Raw genomic sequence first — 16568 nt, forward strand, 5'->3', positions numbered from 1 at the left:
GAAACAGCGCCTCGGGCGGCAGGCGCCGGCCCCACGAAACGTCGCCATCACGTCGTCGGCCCCCGACAGCGAGGCCGGAAGCGCCAGCATCAGAATCGACGGCAGGGCATACTGGCGCCCCTTGCGGCCGCGTCGGTCAGGGATGCGGCACAGCCGGTCCCACAGGATCTCCGGCCCACATGTTGAACCGCGCCGGGTTTCTCGGAGGCTGGTTGGCTTGGACGTTACGCCGCCATCGGGGTGGCCTCAAGCGCGGCGTAGAAGGCTGCTTCGGCTTCGGCCGGCGGGACGTTGCCGATCGGCTCGAGCAGCCGGCGGTGATTGTACCAGTCGATCCACTCAAGCGTGGCGTATTCGACGGCCTCGAACGACCGCCATGGCCCCCGCCGGTGGATCACCTCGGCCTTGAACAGGCCGTTGATGGTTTCAGCGAGGGCGTTGTCGTAACTGTCTCCTATGCTGCCGACCGACGGTTCGATGCCGGCTTCGGCAAGTCGTTCTGTGTATTTGATACTGACGTACTGTACTCCTCGATCAGAGTGGTGGATGAGCCCGCCGACAGGTCGGCGCTCGTGCAGGGCCTGCTCCAGCGCATCCAGCACGAAGCTGGTCTGGGCTGAGCGCGAAGCTCGCCAGCCAACAATGCGGCGGGCGAACACGTCGATGACAAAAGCCACATAGACGAACCCGGACCAGGTCGCCACATACGTGAAGTCGGACACCCACAACACGTTGGGACGAGGTGCCTTGAACTGCCGGTTCACCCCTCATCCTGAGCTCGTCGAAGGATCGAGCGGGCAAGCCGCCGAGGGATCCGGCACTGTGGTGCGGGCCTTTCTTCCCCGCACGACCCCTTGCAGCCCCAAGACGCGCATCAGGCGCGCCACCGTGCAGCGGGCGACAGGGATCCCCTCGCGGCCGAGCTGCCGCCAGATCTTCCGAACGCCGTAAACACCGAAGTTCTCCTCGAACACACGGCGGATCTCGACCATCAGCGCCCCATCGCTCCGGGCACGGGCCGACCGCTTGGTGGGATCGGCCTGCCGCGCCGCATGGGCGTAATATGTGGACGGGGCGATCGGCAGCACCTTGCAGATCGGCAGGGCCCCGTGAGCATCCCGGTGCTCGTCGATGAAGGCTTTCATGTCCGTGAGCGGCGGTCGAGCTCCGCCATGGCAAAATAGGCGCTCGCTTTGCGCAGGATCTCGTTCGCCTGACGCAGCTCGCGGACTTCGCGCTCCAGCGCTTTGATGCGCTCGCGTTCGTCCGATGCAGGGCCGAGCCTCGCACCTTTGCTGTTCTCGGTTTCCTCGATCCAGTTGCGCAGGGTTTCCCCCGAACAGCCAATCTTGGACGCGATCGACCGGATGGCCGCGTGCCGCGAGCTATGCTCGCCCTGGTGCTCCTGCACCATCCGGACCGCACGCTCGCGGACCTCGGGGGAAAATGGGGGTGTGCGCTTCGTCATGGCTCCACTCTCGCAAGATCAGGAGCCTCCGGGAAACCCGGCGCGGTTCAGTCGTGGGCGGCGTGACTATCCTGTCGGTCTGGGCCGACAGCTCGGCCTTCGAACCCTGGCCCGTGGATGTCGCGGCGGAAGCGGTCTCGCCCTCGTCACCGCCGGCCGCATGCTCGAACGAGCAGGCCACCGCTTTCGCGGGCGCGCGCGCGGCCAGCGTCATGGCCGGCGAGGTCTCCCTGGCCTCGATGCGCGACGCCGTCGGCTTCCTGCTGGTGACCCACTGGACGATCGAGGTCCCGGCCGATCTCGACGACGCGGTCGAGGCGCGCCGGGCCGCGATCCGCATGATCGAGGACCGCGGCCGCCGCGCCACTTCGTTTCGGGAGCCGCGCCGGTGAGCCTCGCGGCGCTCCTCACGCCCGCGGTCGGCTTCGTCGAGCTCGCGCTCGCGGGCCTGTCGGTCTCGGCGATCGGCTGGTCGGGCTTCAGCTATCGCCACGACGACGTCGTTGAGGCGACCGTGCTCGTCGGCCTCGCCGTGGTCGGCGCCTTCAGCCTCGTGGCGCTCGACGCCGCGCGCCGGGGGGCGGGGCTGTGACGGCCCCCGCGTCCCGCCTCGGCGCCTCCATGGCGCAGACGCTCGGCCTCGCGCTCTGCGACGCCGCCTTTAAGCGCGTGGTGCCGCTGAGCGACTTCATCGGCGGCGAGCGCCACCTGCGGCTGACATGGCTCACGGTGAGCCTCAACGCCGTCGCGGACGGCCGCCACATCGCGATCGACCTCGCGGTGGACGCGGCCCGCCACCCGGACGCGCGGCCCGTGCGGGCCCTGCGGGCCGCGGCCGACCTCTTCGAGCGCGCCCTGACCCACGCGCAGTCGGAGGACGATCACCTGACGGCGTGGCGCCGCCTGTCCGAGCTGCTCGACCGCGCGCTCGCCGGAGTCGCGCCGTGAGCGCTCCCGCGCGCCGCACCCCGCCCGCCGCGGCGGCTCCAGCCGGGCCGGTGCCGGTCTCGGCCGCGGCGCAGCTTCACGCCGTCCGGCAGATCCTCGGCCGGCCGGGCATGTGGCTGCCGGCCGAGTCCTTCCGCGCCGTCGACGCGGCCGGGCAGCGCCTGCCGTGCCGGCGCCCCCAGGCGGTGCGCTTCGGCGTGCTGGCCGCCCTGGTCCGGCTCGCCGGGCCCGAGGACGGGCGGCAGCACGCGATCGCGTGCCTCGTGGCGGCCGGCGCCAAGCCCTTCCTCTCGGCCTGGGATGCCGAGCCCGCCCGCACTGAGGACGAGGTCCTCGCCCTCCTCGACGCCGCCATCGGCCTCGCCGCCCGCGGCGGCCCGTGACGCCCATCACCGGGAGATCAGGACCATGAGCATTATGAAGGACCACGACTTCGACCGCGCCATGGGCGCCCGCATTCGCGAGGCGCGCACCGTCGCCAAGCTCAGCCAGGGCGCCCTGGGCGAGACGATCGGCTGCTCGTTCCAGCAGGTCCAGAAGTACGAGCTGGGCCGGGACCGCGTGTCGGCCCAGGTGCTGGCCCGGATCGCCGCGGCGCTCGGGCGGGAGCCAGGCGAGTTCTTCGAGGGCGTGCAGGTCGACACCAAAGTCGTGCCGATGTCCCCGGCGACGATCCGCCGTCACCTGTCGGTCGCGGAGCAGATCGAGGGCCTGACGCCCGACGCGCGCCGCCGCGTGATGGACCTCGTCGCCCTTCTGCCGCGCACGGCCGCCGAAGAGCCTGCTGGGCCGGCCGAGCACGCCGACGCCGCCCTGCCACACGCCGCCTGACCCCGCCCGGCCCGGCCGCGCGCCGGGCCCCCTTCGCGACGCTCCTCCCGGCCGATCGCCTCCCCCGAGGGCCCGCGACGAGCGCCCCTCCCCGCCAGCGCTCCCTCCCGCCAGGAGCACGTCCCCATGCTCAACCTCGACCACGAACTGCACCTCCGCGCCCTCACGCGCCCACTCCGCAACGTCGCGGCCCTGCGCGATCCGCACGCGCGTCGCTCGGCCTTCCACCGCGCCGGCTTCGTCGACGTCGCGCCGCAGGACGCGCACCGGGCCGCCGACATCGTGCGCCACCAGCGCCGCGCCCTGCTGGCCGACGCCCGCGCCATGCCGACGGCCGCCCCCGTGCCGCGGCCGCAGCCGTCCGACGACGACCTGGTCGCGCTGATGGCCGCGGCGCTCGTGCGCGCGGCCCGCTTCGACGGGCTCGACCTCGACGATGCCCTCGCGGTCGAGACGGGGCTGATCGGCCTCGGCTTCGCGCCGCTCGACGCCGGGCGCGCCGACCTCGTCCGCCCCGCGACCGCGCGGGCCCGCGCCCGGATGCGCCGCGCTGCTCGACCACGCGGCCGACGGGTCGGCCTTCGCCATGCTGATCCTGGCCTGGACGGCCGGCTACTGCCTGCTCTGCCTCCCGGCCCACGCCGCGGTGCTCGGCCCCGTGCTGACCGACGAGCGGCTGTTCAGCTTCTTCACTTGGGCGCCCTTCCTGATCGTCGCACTCCTGCTGCTCGCCTTCTGCTGGCGCGAGCGCGGCACCGCGAAGGTGACCGGCGACGAGACGGCCGTCGCCTCCGGCGCCGAGGTCCCGGTCCGCCGCCGCACCGCCGACCGCGGCTGACCCGCCCGTCAGGAGACCGCCATGTCAGACCCGGACGACTTCGCCCGCGCGGCCGACCGCACCGTCGGCGCCGCGCTCCGCGCTCGCCGCGAGGATCTCCACCTGTCGCAGGAGGACCTCGCCGCCGAACTCGGCGTCACCCACCAGCAGCTCTCGAAGTACGAGAGCGGGCGGGACCGCATCACCGCCGGCCGGCTCGCGGCGGCGGCGCGCTTCCTCGGATGCGATGTCGCGTGGTTCTTCGACCCCGAGAACACGGTGGCGCAGCGGCGCAAGCACTGCGAGCTGCTGCCGCTGGAAGCCCTTCTGCCGAGCTTCGCCGGCGAGGGACTGACCGTGCGCGTGCTGTTCACGGTCGACGCCGAGGCGGGGGAGGCGGGCGAGCCGATCCTGTCGATCGACGTCGTCGCGCTCGTCGACACGGCTTCGCTGCGGGCGCCGCTTCCGCTGCCGCGCGCGCTGTACCCCGCCATGCTTCGCCACGGCGCGCCCGCGCTGCTCACCGTCGCGGCCGCCGAGCCCGGCTCCGTCCCGCTCGCCGACGCCGCGCCCCGCGCCGGCGCGGCGCTGAACTGAGGGGGCCGGCATGGCCTTCTCGGAGGAGATCAGGGCCGCGGTGATCGCCGCCTGCGCCCGCGGCGAGAAGCGGGGCGACATCGCGCGCCGGCACGGCCTGTCGAAGAACCAGGTGCTCGGCATCTATCACCGCCGCGACTGCCCCGAGCCGTCGCCCCTCCCGCCGTCCGTCGCACCGCGCGAGCCGGTCGGCGCGGCCGTGTTCACGGGCGCCGCACGAGAGGTCGACCGCCTGAAGCGCAACTGCTGCCGGTGGCCGATCGGCGACGTCGGGGAAGAGGATTTCCGCTTCTGCGCCGCGGTGGTCGAGAGGCCCGTCGTCGTCGGGCACACCGGCGTCGAGGTCCCCAACAGCTACTGCGAGATCCATCGCGAGCAGGCGAAGGGCAGGCGCCAGCCCGCGCCGCCCGCCCTCGGGCAACGCTCCGCGCAGGGCTTCGGGGTGGGCCAGCCGACCGGCCGCTTGAGGGGCCGCGCCGCATGAGCGCCTACTGGCTGCCCCGCACGCGCCGGCTCGCCGCCGCCGGCCTGTCGCTCAGCGAGATCGGCGAGGCCGTGGGCCGCAGCAAGGTCGCGGTCTGGCAGCAGCTGAACGGCGTGCGCTCGTCGCGGGCCAGGAGCGGGCACAAGCCGCCGGCCCGCGATCCCGAGGTCGCGAAGCGCTCCCGCCTCCGGGCCGCGGCGCGGGCCGAAGCGGCCGAGACGAGGGACGACCTCGCGGCGCTATACCGCCGCTGGGGCGTCGAGCGGCTCGACCAGAGCGGTCTCTGGGACATCCGGAGGAACGCGCCATGACGACCCGCGCCCTGGCCCGCGCACACCGCACCGCGCCGGCCGACCTCGACGCCGCTGCCCTGGACGGCGAGGTAGCGGTCCGGCCCGCGCCTGTCAAGGTCGGCCGCGGCGACACCGGCGACGCGATCGAGCTCACCCTCGGGGCGCTGCTCGACGGGCGCCTGCTCATCCAGGGCATGTCGGGCGCAGGGAAGTCCTGGCTGCTCCGCCGCCTGCTGGAGACCACGGCCCTCGCGATCCAGCAAGTGGTGCTGGACCCGGAAGGGGAGTTCGGTTCGCTGGCCGAGCGCTACGGCCACGTCCACCTCGACGCGGCCCGGCTCGACCCCGAGGCCCTGGCCGAGGCCGCCGGCCAGGCGCGCGTGCTGCAGCTGTCGCTGTGGGTCGACCTCAGCCAGCTGGAGCGCGGGCCGCAGATGGCGGCGGTGGCGGCCGTGCTGCGCGCGCTGGTGCTGGCCGGGCCCGACCACTGGCACCCCTGCCTCGTTACGGTCGACGAGGCCCACCTCTTCGCGCCCCAGGCCGGCGGCGCCGGCGCGTCCCGCCAGGAGCGGCGCGCCTCGCTCGAGGCCGTCGCCGACCTGATGGGCCGCGGCCGCAAGCGTGGCCTCTGCGGCGTGCTGGCGACGCAGCGGTTGGTGAACCTCGCGAAGTCGGTCGCGTCCGAGGCCGGCAACGTGCTGATCGGACGCAACGCGCTGGAGCTCGACATCGCCCGCGCTGCCCAGGCGATCGGCTGGACCCGGGACAAGGCGGAGGGCCATCTGCCCCACCTGCGGCCCGGCTCCTTCATCGCCGTCGGCACGGCCTTCAGCCGTTCGCCCGTGGTGGTGCACGTCGGCCCGGTGGTGACGCGCCACCGCGGCTCGACGCCCCGCCTCAGCCTGCCGCCCCCGCGGGGCGGCGACGGCGCCGCGATGCTCGACGTCGAGGACCTCGCCTCCGCCACAGCGTCGCGCCTCGCCGCGCTCCGCAGCGGCTGCCTGCCTGCGGAGGCCACGGCTGTGCGCCGCTTCATGCGCGAGCCGGGGGCCGCCGCGGCCGCGCTCGCCTACGACGAGCTGTGGCGCATCCGGCCTCTGCCGCGCCTCGTCTCCGGCCTCGCCCGCCAGCTCGGCCTCGGCGCCGCCGCGGTCGAGGTCGCCCTGTCGCTGCTCGACGGCTACGGCCTCGTCCGCCGCGGGCAGGGCGCGGACGGCCCAACCGTGGAGGCGATATGACCGAGGGCACCCGCCACCTCCTGGGCCAGCCGCGCGACATGGCGCGCACCGGCCGCCACCCCTTCACGGGCGGGCCGGTCGGCGCGCTCCTGGCGGCCCGCCTGCCGCGGCTGATCGCCTGCGCGGCGCGCCTCGTCGAGGCCGGCGCCGCGGTCCGGGCGGTGCGGCCGTGAGCCGGCCCGCCCTCACGCCGCGCGCCGTGTCGGCCGCCATGGCGGCGACCGCGGCGCTGCTCGGCCCGGAGCTCCGCGGCGGGGCGGGGCTGGCCGGCTCGCTGCGGCTGCGCGCCCACGCGGTCGAGGCCGTGCTTCAGGTTCACCCCGCGGTCGGCCCGGACGCCGCGCTCGTGCTGTGCGGCGTCGCCGGCGCCGATGCGGCGCTGCGCGTCGCCGCGGTGATGTCGGGCGAGGGCTGGCAACCGCGCCTCGCCGCCGAGCTCGCCCGGTTGCTGCGCCTGCTCGACGCCCATCCGGCGGTCGGCCGGCCGGTCGACCGATCCCCCGCCGGCGTCGACCTCGCACCGGCGCTGATGGGCGACCCGGAGCCGGGCCGCTCGGCCCGGGGCCTCCGAAGCGCTGGACCACATGAGGCCCGGAATGGCTGAGACCAGTACCATCGAGTGGACCGATGCGACCTGGACGCCGATCCGCGCCCGGCACCGCGTTACGGGCGAGGTCGGCTGGCACTGCGAGCACGCGTCGCCGGGCTGCTCGAACTGCTACAGCGAGACATTCAACGAGCTACGCCTCGGTACCGGCTTGCCTTTCAAGCCGGGCCACCGCGGCGACGTCGAGCACTTCCTCGACGAGGCCATGCTGCTCGCCCCGCTCCGCTGGCGACGGTCGCGTCGGATCTTCGTTTGCTCGATCACGGACCTGTTCGGCGATTGGGTGTCGGACGCCTGGATCGACCGCGTGTTCGCCGTGATGGCGCTTTGCTCACGGCACACGTTTCAGGTGCTGACAAAACGCAGCGCACGGATGCGGGACTACGCCTCGCGATGGTTCGAACGGCTCGCGACCGGCGACGTCCGCGTGGACCACCCCACCGGGCCGGCGTGCTTCTCCGACCACGTCGACTGGACCATACTTCCGAGCGTCCTCCCCAACGTCTGGCTCGGCATCTCAGCCGAGGACCAGCGCCGGGCGGATGAGCGCGTGCCCGACCTGCTCGACACGCCTGCGGCGGTGCGGTTCGTGTCGGCCGAGCCGCTGCTCGGGTCGATCGACCTGTCCACGTACTTCCGCGATCCGAATTACCATTGTCCGGACTGCGGCGGACACCTCGATATGAACGACGAGTGTCCCGGCTGGCACGAGTTCGGTGTTCCGCTCCGTCCTCACCCAGGCCTTGACTGGGTCGTCGTCGGCGGCGAGAGCGGACCGGACGCGCGGCCGATGCACCCCGATTGGGCTCGGACCCTGCGCGACCAATGCGCAGCCGCGGGCGTGCCGTTCCTGTTCAAGCAGTGGGGGGCCTGGAAGCCGATCTGCACCATGACGGAAGCCGAGAGCGACACGCTCTATCGCTCCAACCGGATCGCGCGGGAAGGGGAGAGCCAGGGCACCCTCGACGAGTTCCACGGCCGCACCTGCAGGGTGCCAGACCTCGCCCTGGGGTACGGCGGGGCGACCGGCTTCGACGCCTACCGCGTCGTCGACGGCCACGGCGGCATGCTCATGTTCCGGGTGGGCAAAGCCGCAGCCGGCCGTCTCCTCGACGGCGTCGAGCACGACGCCATGCCGGAAGTCGGCCATGGCTGAGCCGGTCCGCATTCGCCTGTCTCGCGCCCGCGGGTTCGGCCTGCAGGCACTCAGCCGCGCCACGAACGGCCTTCCGGCGATCGTCGTGGCGCGGCCGTCGCGTTGGGGCAACCCGCACCGGTGGCAGTCCTGCCCGGCCGACATCGGCCCTGCCAACTGGGCGCGGGGCGCGGCCGTCGACGCGTTCCAAGAGGACCTGCGCGCGGGCCGCCTGCGCTTCACCTGTGAGGAGGTGAGGGCGGAGCTTGCCGGGCACAATATCGCCTGTTGGTGCCCCCTCGACGGGCCGTGCCACGGCGACGTGCTGCTGGACATCGCGCGGTGGGCGGCGCTCGCTAGAGAGGCGGCCCATGCCTGACCGCCTCCCCTGCATCGTCCCGTTCTGCCGCCGCACGGTGCCGGCCGATCGCACCCCAGCCGGCTGGGAGATCATCTGTGCCGCGCACTGGCGCGCCGTGCCGACGGCGCTGAAGGCCGCTCGCCGGCGGGCCAAGGCGACTGTCCGCAGGCTCGCGGCCGAGGACGAGGCGGCGCGCCTGCGCTTCCTCGCCTGCCCGGAGGCGCAGGTCTTCCGGCCGGACGGCATGCACCCGCTGGAGGCGGCGCGCTTGCATGCCGTGCACCGCCTCGTGTCGGCGGAGAACCGCAACGCCCGCCTGTGGCGCATCTGCAAACGCCGCGCGACCGAGGCCGCCGGAGGGATCGGCTGATGGGAGCCCCGCAGACGACGGCCGTCCGCTTCCGCGTCGATCCGCGCGACGTGCCGCCCGTGAAGGCTGCGCGCCTGCTCGGCCTCACCCTGCCCAGCTTCGAGGACGTGCTGCCGCGCCTGCGCGAACGTGGCTTCCCGGTGCCCGATCCAGACACCGGCCACTTCGACGTCAAGGCGATCGAGGACTGGATGGATCGGCGGTCGGGACTCGCCAAGGTTGTGGAAGCGCGTGATGCTGACGCCGGCGACTTCTCGTCGAGGCTGGGACGCATCCGTGGGACAGGCAGGCAGCGGTAGGACCGTGAGGATCCCCTACACGAGCGTGCGCGGCGGCAAGCGGTTCTTCGAGCCGCGCGGCCGCATGGTGGCGGAGGGCTTCCGACCGCGCTCCCTCGGCCCCGACGACGAGCGGGCCCGGCGTGAGGCGTGGCGCCTCTACGAGGACAGGATGGCGACCCGGGACGGGCGCGCGCCCGCGCCGGAGCCGGCAGCGTCGGGCCGCGCGTCGAAGGAGGCCGTCAGCCTCGGCCGACGCTACCCGCGCGGCTCGATCGGCGCCGCTTGGCAGGAGTGGATCCGCACGGAGGAGTGGGGAGCGCTCGCGCTGTCGAACCGGACGAAGATCTGGTGGCCGGCCTGGGAGAAGCGCATCGAGCCGGTATTCGGCGACGTGCGACCCGACAGCATCGCATGGCGCGCGACCGTCGCCGGCGAGTTCGGCGTCGACGCGGCCCACAAGGCCATGAAGGTGTGGCGCGCCCTCTGGGGCGTGCTGCAGGCGCTGCGCTACACGCAGCTGACCGACCCTTCGAAGAAGGTCACCAACACGGCGCCGAAGCCTCGCAACGTCCGCCACGAGTTCGCCAGCGCGCTCCACCTCGCGAAAACAGCGTGGCGGCGGGGTATCGCGGACTGGCCTGCATCATCATCGTCTGCTGGGACACCGGCTTTCAGCCGGGCGACGCCCGCACTGCTCTGGCGCGGCACCTCGGCACCGACCCGGTCAACGGCCGCCTCATCATCGACCGTTCGGCGGACGGCCGCGGCAAGACCGGCGCGCCGGTGATCCGGCACGCTGTCGCGCCTGGGCGACGCCATGGTCCGGACCTACCTGCGCGAGCTCGGCATCGAGATGATGGGCGAGGCCCTGCTCTTCCGCACCCGCCGCAAGCAGCCCTACCGCGACACGGTCCTGTCGCACGACTTCGCCGACGTGCGGGCCATGGTGGATCCGGAGGACCATCGCCAGCTGCGCGACATGCGCCGCTCCGCCACGACGGAAGCGTTCCGCGGCGGCGCCGACTCGAAGGCCGTCTCGCAGAAGTTTGGCAACTCGATCGACCGCTCGGCCTTCCTCTTCAAGACCTACAATCCAGTCGACCTGGAGCAGGTGCAGCAGACCGACTAGGCGCGCGTGCGAGGACGTCGGAAAGGGAACAGCGGGTGAACCGTTTTCCGAATTCAGCAGCCCGTTTTTCCGAATGGAGCGGCGCGGAGCGCGCTGAGTCTCTCAGATTGTTGGAGCGGGTGAAGGGAATCGGCTCCGAAGCTCATTCCCCAGAGGAGCTTGGCTCCGATACACCGCCGGTTCTGACCAGGATTCTTACCAGTTTTCCGACCAGAAAATCGCTTCACGGGCGACGCCTGCCCGCCCGCACCGACGGGGCCGCGAACGGCAAAAGTGGGTGGAAACCTGTCAGTCCGCTTCCGGGCGTGACGTGTGCCGAAGCGGACATTATGTTTATGCAGCGCCAGGCTAGCACTACAGTTGCGGTTTTGTCCTGGCCTCTTACCTGATCCGTCGTGAGGAGGCGGCACGGGTTGGCGGCATCGATCGAGACGACGCTTGAGCTCTGGGCATCGTCGTTGCGGGACGTGAAGGGGCGGATCCGCCCGCTGTTCACGCAGGAGCGGGTGGCATTGTCGGCTGGCCAGTTCCTGGATGGCCTGCTGGGCGGAGAGCAACGCAAGACCGGCTGGTCGCGCGCGGAGGCGGCGGGCGATCCGGGCCCCTGGCGCCAGCAGGCCATCCTGGGGCGAGGCCGATGGGAGGCGGACGCCCTGCGCGATGTCGTGCGCGACTATGTGGTGGAGCACTTGGCCGATGACGATGCCGTGCTGGTGATCGATGAGACTGGCTTTCTCAAGCAGGGCAAAGCGTCGTGTGGCGTCGGACGGCAGTATACAGGCTCAGCAGGCAAGATCACCAACTGCCAGATCGGCGTCTTCGCCGACTATGTTTCGCGCCACGGCCACGCCTTCATCGACCGTGCCCTGTACCTGCCGAAGAGCTGGACGACGGACAAGGATCGACTGGCCAAGGCGCACGTGCCGCCCGAGACCGCGTTCGCGACGAAGCCGCAGATCGCGCAGGCCATGGTGGCGCGCGCCATCGCGGCTGGCGTGCCGTTTCGGTGGGTGGCGGCCGACAGCGTGTACGGCGTGGGCGCGCTGGAGATGGCGCTGCGCCGGGCCGGAAAGGGCTACGTGCTGGGCGTGAACGCCAACAGCGAGTTCCACTCCTGGGGCAAGCTTCCCTCCGTCGATGGCCGTGCCGAGGACATCGCTGCGGAGATCGACGAGGTCGACTGGCGGCGCCTGTCCGCGGGCGAGGGCACCAAGGGGCCGAGGCTGCACGACTGGGCCTACTTCGAACTCGCGGACCTCGACGGGGCCGAGTTCGGAGTGACGCCGGCCTCGCCCTGGACGCGCGGCCTGCTGATCCGCCGCGCCATCGCCGACGGCGCCCTGGCCTACTTCACCACATGGTGTCCGCAAGGAACGAGCATCGAAACGTTGGTGACGGTGGAGGGCCATCGCTGGTCTGTCGAGGACGACTTCGAGACGGGGAAGAACGAGTTCGGCCTCGACCACAATGAAACGCGGTCCTGGCACGGCTGGCACCGCCACGTGTCGCTCAGCATGTTGGCGCTCGCCATGATGGCGACTGTTCGCCACCGGGCCAATCTGGCCGAACACCCAAAAAAACTCCTACGGCAGCGTCTGCTGACCTGATCTGCTGGTCCGTGCAGGAGATCCGTCGCCTGGCGATGCGGCTGCGAGCCCGGCGGGTCGCTCCGGCTCACATCATCGCCTGGTCGTGCTGGAGGCGCGCTCACCAAGCGCGGGCCCGGAGAGCTCACCTGCAAAAGATGCAACTGTAGTGCTAGATCGTGTCGCATGCCTAAACCCGAGGTTCTGCCTAGCTCAATAGACTTGAGTTCGCCTGACGGGAGACCCATCGTGGCACTCAGATGCAGAGATCAGGAGCTATCCACCTCATCTGCTTTTGAGATCGTTGCCGCTTGAAGCAGACACTAATATGCTTCTATCCATGTTGAGGACGCTCGACCAAATGATTTCTGAAGTCGCGAGTACCAAGTAACCGACATATACGGCAGCTCCCTCAGATTATTACTTTTTTATTAAGAAGAATTGGGCTACCAATCATCAATTGATCTATAATAATCGAATTTCGACAAGCAGTTATATTATAGCCTCACATACAATGTGATATTTATTGCATGATATTGCGCATTATGCACAATTATTATTAGAGACAATAGTATTTTATCGAATTCCCTGGAACTGACTACGGTTGAATTAAGGCGATGTAACGGGAATACGCTACAATAAGGGGCGCATAGCAAGCGTTGGCCTGTTCTCAGACGAGTAGAATCGACGATAGAGGTCATAAAATCTCATTTGGGCGAAAGCACATTCACTCGTCCATGTCGGCTACGCCCATAGACAGTTGAACGAGGAAGCGTTTGATTGTGTCCGATAACCCCAATCCTCGTCGCGTAATAACCTCATAGGGCTCGCTTTTCGACGAAAGATGCATCGGCAAAACGCGCGCCATTCCGAAGTTGACGAAGAAGCCGGCCACGTCGCTGGAGAGGAGCGCGACCGTGTTCGGGTCGGCCTGGATCAGCGATATCGTGGTCAGCGCCGAGCGCGTCTCCAGAAGCGCGACGGGGAAGCCGAGTCCGGCATGTTCGAACTCCCGTTCGAGCAGGACGCGCATCGGCATGGCCGCCGTGTAGACGATCCAGCGCGAATCGGTGAGGTCCTGCAGCGAGACGCGCTTTCGCCGCACGAGCGGATGGGCCTGGTTCGCGACGACCGACAGCGTCTCGTCGTGGAATGCTTTCACGTTATAGTGTTGCGGCGTCGCGGTCACCGAGCTGCGGCCGATGACGAGGTCGAGCAGACCCCTGTCGAGCAGGCGCAGAAGCTCCACGCTCGTGTCCTCGACGATCTCGATCCGGGTGCGGGGAAAGCGGCGCAGATAGGCGCTGATCGTCTCCGTGACGTAAGGGACGGCGCCCATGATGGTGCCGATCCGCAACTGGCTCCACTCGACTTCCGAAAGCCCCTGAATTTCCTCTTCGAGCGAGGAGAGCTGCGCTAAAAGGGTGGTGGCGTGCCGGATCATGCAGTCGCCCGCGACCGTCGGCAGAAGCCCGCGATTGGTGCGCGTGAAGAGGGTTCGTGACGTCAGCTCCTCTACCTCGCGCAGCGCCTTCGTGGCGCGGGGCTGGCTCATGCCGATCTTCTGCGAGGCTCGCTTCAGCGAGCCCGTGCCGTCGATCGCGGCGATCAGCATAATCTGACGCAGCGACAGGCGGGAAAACGCGGCCGTCGGCCACCGTGCGCTCATTCCAGGTCTTCCCTCGCGTTATACCTGTATCGCCCAATAGCGGATTTACAGCGTCTCCGCGCCCGATAGTTTGCCGCGACTGTCCAGGATGTCGGCATAAGAACCTGGCCCGGTTTTCGCGACGACCGATCCTGGAATCGAATAGGTGGGGCGATCCCATGTGTCCGGACGGATGCAGGGCGCTGCGAATGCTCGGGGGGAGCGAATGGGTCTCATCAACTACGTCACGCGTGTGCAGTTCGGTTACGGAGAAATCCGCGTTCTCGCCGACGAGCTTCGCCTCGCGGGCATCGCGCGACCGATGGTCGTGACCGACAAGGGCGTGCTCGCCCTCGGCGTGATCGAGCGGGTCGAGGCACTGCTGCCGTCTGGCTTCGCCGCGGTCTACGACGAGACGCCCGGCAACCCCACCGAGGCCGCGGCCAAGGCCGCGACGCAGCGCTTCAGGGAAGCCGGAGCCGACGGCATCGTCGCGGTCGGCGGCGGTTCGGCGCTCGATCTCGCTAAGGCTGTGGCCGTGATGGCGGCCCATGACGGGCCGCTCAAAACCTTCGCCGCTATCGAAGGCGGACTCGCGAAGATCACCGCGCGGACCTATCCGACGCTGGCCGTGCCGACGACGGCGGGCACCGGCAGCGAGGTCGGCCGCGCCGCCATCATCATCCTCGACGACGGGCGAAAGGTGGGCCTGCTCTCGCCCTTCCTGGTGCCGAAGGCCGCCATTGTGGATCCCGAGTTGACGCTGAGCTTGCCGCCACATCTGACGGCCGCGACGGGCATGGACGCGATCTCGCACTGCATCGAGACCTTCATCGCGCCCTCCTTCAACCCGCCCGCCGATGGTATCGCGCTGGAGGGGCTGCGCCTCGGCTGGAAGAGCCTTCCCCAGGCCGTCGCGGAGCCGGGCGACCGGCAGGCACGTGCCGACATGGCGATCGCCGCCACCATGGGCGCCATGGCGTTCCAGAAGGGGCTTGGCTGCGTCCACAGCCTCAGCCATTCGCTGGGCGGGCTCAACCCGAAGCTGCACCACGGCACCTTGAACGCGATCTTTATGCCGTCGGTCCTGTCCTTCAACAGCCAAGCCGAAAGCGTCGTCGCGCAGGACAAGTACGCCCGCCTCGCCGACACGATGGGGCTGGACCGTTCGGCGGACATCAGCGAGGCGGTGGAGGCGGCGACGCGCGCCATCGGCCTGCCCGCGCGCCTGTCCGAGGTCGGCGTGACGCGGGCGATGTTCGAGCCGATCGTCTCGGGCGCGCTGCGGGACCACAGCCACCTCACCAACCCACGCGAGGCAACGGCGAAGGACTATCACGCCATGCTGGACGCGGCGTTCTGAAGGGGTAACGAGGGCGCCGTCACGGCGCGGACCGGGCGACGGCGGGCGGAGGAGCCCTGCCGCAAATGCCTGCATTGTTCTCGAGGCGAGATTTCAACAGGAGGAGAACCATTATGACAGGATCTAACATTCTTCGCGCCGCGATGCTGGCGGGCCTATGATCCGCCCCCACTGAAGTGGTCCGCCCTGAGGTATGGCTTCCGAGCCCCGGAGGACGGACGAGATGGCGAAACGGCACACACCCGAGGAGATCATCACCAAGCTGCGTCAGGTGGACGTGCTGGTATCGCAGGGGTCCAGCGTTGCGGACGCGGTCCGCAGCATCGCAGTGACGGAGGTGACGTACTATCGCTGGCGACAGGAGTATGGCGGCCTGAAGTCGGACCAGGTCAAGCGGATGAAGGAGCTCGAGACCGAGAACGGCCGGCTGCGCAAGGCCATCGCTGATCTCACGCTCGACAAGCTGATCCTGCAGGAGGCTGCACGGGGAAACTTCTGAGCCCCGCGCGCCGTCGCCAGTGTGTCGATCATGTCCGTGCTGTTCTGCTTATCTCCGAGCGCCGGGCCTGCCGCGCGCTCGGCCAGCACCGGTCGACACAGAGGAAGGTGCCGCGGGGCCGAGACGACGAAGAGGCCCTGACGGCTGACCTTGTAGAGCTGGCGCGCCAGTACGGCCGCTACGGCTATCGCAAGATCTCGGCCCTGCTCCGCGGAGCCGGGTGGATCGTCAACGACAAACGCGTGGAACGGATCTGGCGTCAGGAGGGTCTGAAGGTGCCGGCACGCCAGCCCAAGCGCTCTCGTCTGTGGCTGAACGACGGCTCGTGTATCCGCCTGCGGCCGGAGCGTCGCAATCACGTGTGGGCCTACGACTTCGTCGAGGACCGCACGCATGACGGCCGCAAGTTCCGCATGCTGAACGTCGTCGACGAGTATACCCATGAGTGCCTGTCGATCCGGGTCAGCCGCAAGCTGAAAGCGGCTGACGTCATCGACGTGCTGTCCGATCTGTTCATCATGCGCGGCGTGCCGGAGCACATTCGCTCCGACAACGGCCCGGAGTTCATCGCTGTGGCCGTGCAGAGGTGGATCAAGGCCGTCGGCGCAAAGACCGCATACATCATGCCCGGTTCACCTTGGGAAAACGGCTCTGTCGAAAGCTTCAACGCTCGGCTCCGTGATGAGCTGCTCGACGGCGAGATCTTCTACTCCCTCCGGGAGGCCGAGATCATCATCGAGAGCTGGCGGCGGCACTACAACACTGTACGCCCGCACGCCTCGCTCGGCTACAGACCGCCGGCCCCGGAAGTGGTGGTGCCCACTCACGCCGCCTGGCCGGCTGCGCTGACCCGACCTGCTCCGCCGGCCAGGCTACACGTGGCGCCACGGCCGACGGTGCACTAACATTTACA

At 69.9% G+C, this 16568-nt stretch carries 21 protein-coding genes, 2 pseudogenes and 1 other annotated feature; of the genes and pseudogenes, 21 read left to right on the forward strand and 2 right to left on the reverse strand.

Annotated features, from left to right (window positions below; genetic code table 11):
- Nucleotides 1-224: 224 nt before the first annotated feature.
- Nucleotides 225-1468, reverse strand: a pseudogene (locus tag L7N97_RS24050) (IS3 family transposase).
- Nucleotides 1071-1187, reverse strand: a sequence feature (AL1L pseudoknot). It overlaps the preceding pseudogene by 117 nt.
- 62 nt (nt 1469-1530) lie before the next feature.
- Between L7N97_RS24050 and L7N97_RS24055 the strand changes: the two are divergent.
- The 19 genes and pseudogenes from L7N97_RS24055 to L7N97_RS24145 form a co-directional block, all read left to right on the forward strand.
- On the forward strand, nt 1531-1860 hold the full coding sequence (locus L7N97_RS24055) for a hypothetical protein (RefSeq protein WP_237480756.1): 330 nt from the start codon (nt 1531-1533) through the stop codon (nt 1858-1860).
- Nucleotides 1857-2060, forward strand: coding sequence for a hypothetical protein (locus L7N97_RS24060; protein ID WP_237480757.1), 204 nt, complete (start codon nt 1857-1859; stop codon nt 2058-2060). Before L7N97_RS24055 ends, L7N97_RS24060 begins: the two co-directional genes overlap by 4 nt.
- Complete coding sequence (locus L7N97_RS24065) at nt 2057-2416, forward strand: hypothetical protein (protein ID WP_237480758.1); 360 nt, start codon at nt 2057-2059, stop codon at nt 2414-2416. The genes L7N97_RS24060 and L7N97_RS24065 overlap by 4 nt, the downstream gene beginning before the upstream one ends.
- Nucleotides 2413-2799, forward strand: coding sequence for a DUF6197 family protein (locus L7N97_RS24070; protein WP_237480759.1), 387 nt, complete (start codon nt 2413-2415; stop codon nt 2797-2799). The genes L7N97_RS24065 and L7N97_RS24070 overlap by 4 nt, the downstream gene beginning before the upstream one ends.
- 25 nt (nt 2800-2824) lie before the next feature.
- Nucleotides 2825-3247 carry a helix-turn-helix domain-containing protein gene (locus L7N97_RS24075; protein ID WP_237480760.1) on the forward strand — a complete coding sequence of 141 codons (423 nt, stop codon included), beginning with the start codon at nt 2825-2827 and terminating at the stop codon, nt 3245-3247.
- A 586-nt stretch (nt 3248-3833) separates the two neighbouring features.
- Nucleotides 3834-4085 carry a hypothetical protein gene (locus L7N97_RS24080; RefSeq protein WP_237480761.1) on the forward strand — a complete coding sequence of 84 codons (252 nt, stop codon included), beginning with the start codon at nt 3834-3836 and terminating at the stop codon, nt 4083-4085.
- A 21-nt stretch (nt 4086-4106) separates the two neighbouring features.
- A complete protein-coding gene (locus L7N97_RS24085) occupies nt 4107-4661 on the forward strand; it encodes a helix-turn-helix domain-containing protein (protein ID WP_237480762.1) in 555 nt (184 codons plus the stop codon).
- Between the two features lie 10 nt (nt 4662-4671).
- Nucleotides 4672-5145, forward strand: coding sequence for a hypothetical protein (locus L7N97_RS24090; RefSeq protein WP_237480763.1), 474 nt, complete (start codon nt 4672-4674; stop codon nt 5143-5145).
- A complete protein-coding gene (locus L7N97_RS24095) occupies nt 5142-5456 on the forward strand; it encodes a hypothetical protein (RefSeq protein WP_237480764.1) in 315 nt (104 codons plus the stop codon). Before L7N97_RS24090 ends, L7N97_RS24095 begins: the two co-directional genes overlap by 4 nt.
- A complete protein-coding gene (locus L7N97_RS24100; protein ID WP_237480765.1) occupies nt 5453-6676 on the forward strand; it encodes a helicase HerA domain-containing protein in 1224 nt (407 codons plus the stop codon). The genes L7N97_RS24095 and L7N97_RS24100 overlap by 4 nt, the downstream gene beginning before the upstream one ends.
- Complete coding sequence (locus L7N97_RS24105; RefSeq protein ID WP_237480766.1) at nt 6673-6849, forward strand: hypothetical protein; 177 nt, start codon at nt 6673-6675, stop codon at nt 6847-6849. The genes L7N97_RS24100 and L7N97_RS24105 overlap by 4 nt, the downstream gene beginning before the upstream one ends.
- A complete protein-coding gene (locus tag L7N97_RS24110) occupies nt 6846-7280 on the forward strand; it encodes a hypothetical protein (RefSeq protein ID WP_237480767.1) in 435 nt (144 codons plus the stop codon). Before L7N97_RS24105 ends, L7N97_RS24110 begins: the two co-directional genes overlap by 4 nt.
- The gene (locus L7N97_RS24115) at nt 7273-8439 is read left to right on the forward strand and encodes a DUF5131 family protein (protein WP_237480768.1); all 1167 of its coding nucleotides are present in this window, start codon (nt 7273-7275) and stop codon (nt 8437-8439) included. The genes L7N97_RS24110 and L7N97_RS24115 overlap by 8 nt, the downstream gene beginning before the upstream one ends.
- Nucleotides 8432-8797, forward strand: coding sequence for a DUF4326 domain-containing protein (locus L7N97_RS24120; protein ID WP_237480769.1), 366 nt, complete (start codon nt 8432-8434; stop codon nt 8795-8797). The genes L7N97_RS24115 and L7N97_RS24120 overlap by 8 nt, the downstream gene beginning before the upstream one ends.
- A complete protein-coding gene (locus L7N97_RS24125) occupies nt 8790-9149 on the forward strand; it encodes a hypothetical protein (protein WP_237480770.1) in 360 nt (119 codons plus the stop codon). The genes L7N97_RS24120 and L7N97_RS24125 overlap by 8 nt, the downstream gene beginning before the upstream one ends.
- Nucleotides 9149-9448: a hypothetical protein gene (locus L7N97_RS24130; RefSeq protein ID WP_237480771.1), complete on the forward strand. Its 300-nt coding sequence runs from the start codon at nt 9149-9151 to the stop codon at nt 9446-9448. Before L7N97_RS24125 ends, L7N97_RS24130 begins: the two co-directional genes overlap by 1 nt.
- A gap of 4 nt (nt 9449-9452) precedes the next feature.
- Complete coding sequence (locus L7N97_RS24135; protein WP_237480772.1) at nt 9453-10217, forward strand: hypothetical protein; 765 nt, start codon at nt 9453-9455, stop codon at nt 10215-10217.
- 30 nt (nt 10218-10247) lie between these two features.
- Complete coding sequence (locus L7N97_RS24140; RefSeq protein WP_237480773.1) at nt 10248-10559, forward strand: hypothetical protein; 312 nt, start codon at nt 10248-10250, stop codon at nt 10557-10559.
- A 395-nt stretch (nt 10560-10954) separates the two neighbouring features.
- Nucleotides 10955-12154: pseudogene (locus L7N97_RS24145) on the forward strand (IS701 family transposase); the annotation flags it as partial.
- Nucleotides 12155-12872: 718 nt separating this feature from the next.
- Here the strand turns inward: L7N97_RS24145 and L7N97_RS24150 are convergent.
- A complete protein-coding gene (locus L7N97_RS24150) occupies nt 12873-13814 on the reverse strand; it encodes a LysR family transcriptional regulator (protein WP_237480775.1) in 942 nt (313 codons plus the stop codon).
- 205 nt (nt 13815-14019) lie between these two features.
- On the opposite strand from L7N97_RS24150, the gene L7N97_RS24155 reads away from it, so the two are divergent.
- Complete coding sequence (locus L7N97_RS24155) at nt 14020-15156, forward strand: iron-containing alcohol dehydrogenase (protein WP_237480776.1); 1137 nt, start codon at nt 14020-14022, stop codon at nt 15154-15156.
- 223 nt (nt 15157-15379) lie between these two features.
- Nucleotides 15380-16560 (forward strand): IS3 family transposase gene (locus L7N97_RS24160; protein ID WP_237480777.1). Its coding sequence is split into 2 segments (ribosomal slippage): nt 15380-15641 and nt 15641-16560, totalling 1182 coding nucleotides; the frame shifts between segments, so codons are not numbered across the junction.
- The last annotated feature ends 8 nt before the right edge of the window (nt 16561-16568 follow it).

It is taken from the genome of Lichenibacterium dinghuense (genome assembly GCF_021730615.1).
GTDB classification, from domain to species: Bacteria; Pseudomonadota; Alphaproteobacteria; order Rhizobiales; family Beijerinckiaceae; genus Lichenihabitans; species Lichenihabitans dinghuensis.

Coding starts and splice junctions, on each gene's coding strand:
- L7N97_RS24100 (WP_237480765.1), top strand. CDS start 5,453: ATGACGACCCGCGCCCTGGCCCGCGCACACCGCACCGCGCCGGCCGAC.
- L7N97_RS24090 (WP_237480763.1), top strand. CDS start 4,672: ATGGCCTTCTCGGAGGAGATCAGGGCCGCGGTGATCGCCGCCTGCGCC.
- L7N97_RS24115 (WP_237480768.1), top strand. CDS start 7,273: ATGGCTGAGACCAGTACCATCGAGTGGACCGATGCGACCTGGACGCCG.
- L7N97_RS24150 (WP_237480775.1), bottom strand. CDS start 13,814: ATGAGCGCACGGTGGCCGACGGCCGCGTTTTCCCGCCTGTCGCTGCGT.
- L7N97_RS24125 (WP_237480770.1), top strand. CDS start 8,790: ATGCCTGACCGCCTCCCCTGCATCGTCCCGTTCTGCCGCCGCACGGTG.
- L7N97_RS24130 (WP_237480771.1), top strand. CDS start 9,149: ATGGGAGCCCCGCAGACGACGGCCGTCCGCTTCCGCGTCGATCCGCGC.
- L7N97_RS24155 (WP_237480776.1), top strand. CDS start 14,020: ATGGGTCTCATCAACTACGTCACGCGTGTGCAGTTCGGTTACGGAGAA.
- L7N97_RS24075 (WP_237480760.1), top strand. CDS start 2,825: ATGAGCATTATGAAGGACCACGACTTCGACCGCGCCATGGGCGCCCGC.
- L7N97_RS24095 (WP_237480764.1), top strand. CDS start 5,142: ATGAGCGCCTACTGGCTGCCCCGCACGCGCCGGCTCGCCGCCGCCGGC.
- L7N97_RS24120 (WP_237480769.1), top strand. CDS start 8,432: ATGGCTGAGCCGGTCCGCATTCGCCTGTCTCGCGCCCGCGGGTTCGGC.
- L7N97_RS24085 (WP_237480762.1), top strand. CDS start 4,107: ATGTCAGACCCGGACGACTTCGCCCGCGCGGCCGACCGCACCGTCGGC.
- L7N97_RS24105 (WP_237480766.1), top strand. CDS start 6,673: ATGACCGAGGGCACCCGCCACCTCCTGGGCCAGCCGCGCGACATGGCG.
- L7N97_RS24140 (WP_237480773.1), top strand. CDS start 10,248: ATGGTCCGGACCTACCTGCGCGAGCTCGGCATCGAGATGATGGGCGAG.
- L7N97_RS24080 (WP_237480761.1), top strand. CDS start 3,834: ATGCTGATCCTGGCCTGGACGGCCGGCTACTGCCTGCTCTGCCTCCCG.